Origin of the sequence: Promicromonospora iranensis (assembly GCF_028994805.1) — a bacterium.
Taxonomy (GTDB): domain Bacteria; phylum Actinomycetota; class Actinomycetes; order Actinomycetales; family Cellulomonadaceae; genus Promicromonospora; species Promicromonospora iranensis.
Genome location: NZ_JAJQQP010000027.1, coordinates 1 through 1634, shown reverse-complemented (window position 1 = coordinate 1634; position 1634 = coordinate 1). Strand labels below are relative to the sequence as shown.

Genomic DNA, 1634 nt, shown 5'->3' with positions numbered 1-1634 from the left:
GGATCATTGAAGACCGACGTCACCGTGTCGAACATGGTCCCGGTCCGGACCGCGACCGTCTGCCCCGCGAACGTGTAATACCGCTTCGCCGACACCGCGCCATTATCCGGATTGTTGTTCGAATACGTATTCCACGGCGTCAGCCAGACTGTACCCATGTGGACGGGTCCGGAAGAATGATTAGCAAAAGAAATGCCAGGATGGCCGAGGCAGCAAGTCCCGAGAGCGATGCCCCGATCAACACGCGAGGATTGTTCTCTATGTCAACTTCCCAAGCAACTCCAACCGACTCGTGCCCATCACTACGGTCTTTGATTCTCGCCAGCCGGTGTCTCACGACGAAATACGCGATCAACGTGACCGTGCACGGCGCAGCCACCGCCAGGTAGCCGAGGAACTCCAGGATGGTTGGGAATCCGAGCGCCCTCGCGGATACCCCAAATACCAACCCGCCTCCCACCCCGAGAACGCTCATACCAAAGTAGGAGAGCCCCATCATGTTCTCATAGGCCTCGCGCCGATCCTGGGCGGAAAGCGCCCAGGGGAAAGGGTGTTTGGGGTCCGGAGATGCATTTCTCCACGAACGGACAAACAGGCGTGCGAGAATCCTGATCAGCCATAGCCCGATCAGGACCTCGGCGCGAAATACGTTGAGCAGTGCGACCATCGGGTGACCTAACTCTGGTTAATATTATAGACAGTCACCGTGCCAGATGCTGTCGCGTGAGCGGCAGAGAACGGAGAGTAGGAGTGGAAGGCATTTTCGGCTTGATATGATGCTCGCCGCATAACGACGGATGCCCGCTCCCAATTTCGGTAGGAAGCCGTAGCTTCCCGGATACCCGAATGAGGCATATTGGCGGCTCGTGCGGTGTTTCGTGCGGCCCAAACACCTTTCCCCGCCGTCATTGCCATGCTAGAACCACGCATGAGCGCACCTCCGGCACCGAACGTCACGGCCGATACTCCATTGAGAACCGCCCCCGCCGTGTCACCCGTATAGACGTCATAGAGGAACATCCCTACCGAGATCGCTGCGCCAACAGCCCCGCATATGGGACAAATTGGTGTCAGCAAGGCCAGTCCAGTCGCTGCTGCACTCAATGTTGTTTCCGCACTTGCAGCCCATTGTGCACGGCGCTTAGCTTCGGCCTCGGCGGCCGCACGTTCCGCTGCCCGCTTCTCGGCTTCCGCGCGAGCGCGCGCCTCAGCTTGCGCCTTCGCCTTCGCCTTCGCAGCCGCGGCAGCCTGCGCACGTGCCTCGTCCGCAGCCGGATCGCGTCGGTTCGTCACCGGCGGCGTATACGTCGTACCCGGTCGCGACCACTTCCCCGCCCCACCATTGTTCCAACTACCCGTATAACCCGTGTTGTTCGGCCCGACCTGCCAACCACCCGAACCTGGCTTCCCCCTCGTCGGAGCCGTATACGCACCATCGATCAACGGCCCCAACAACAGCCCTGTCGGATCCGACCACGTCATCGGATTGTTGTTCGCATACACATACGCGTTCCACTGCTGCGGATCAGCCAGATCCAGCACCGGATCCACACTGATGAACGCACCCAGCACCGCGTCATACAACCGCGCCCCGACCGCCGTGAGCCCACTCGAATCCTCCGGCTTGTCCAGGA

2 protein-coding genes are annotated in these 1634 nt (G+C 60.5%); both read right to left on the bottom strand.

Annotation, left to right across the window (positions count from 1 at the left end; translation table 11 throughout):
• Positions 1-139: 139 nt before the first annotated feature.
• Complete coding sequence (locus LUM46_RS26575; RefSeq protein WP_274998317.1) at positions 140-667, bottom strand: hypothetical protein; 528 nt, start codon at positions 665-667, stop codon at positions 140-142.
• Between the two features lie 8 nt (positions 668-675).
• Positions 676-1634 (bottom strand): RHS repeat-associated core domain-containing protein (locus tag LUM46_RS26570; RefSeq protein ID WP_274998316.1); only part of this gene is annotated, 959 nt, incomplete at its 5' end.

Bases quoted from the DNA above. Each gene is read 5' to 3' on its own strand.
- LUM46_RS26575 (WP_274998317.1), bottom strand. From the start codon at position 667: ATGGTCGCACTGCTCAACGTATTTCGCGCCGAGGTCCTGATCGGGCTA.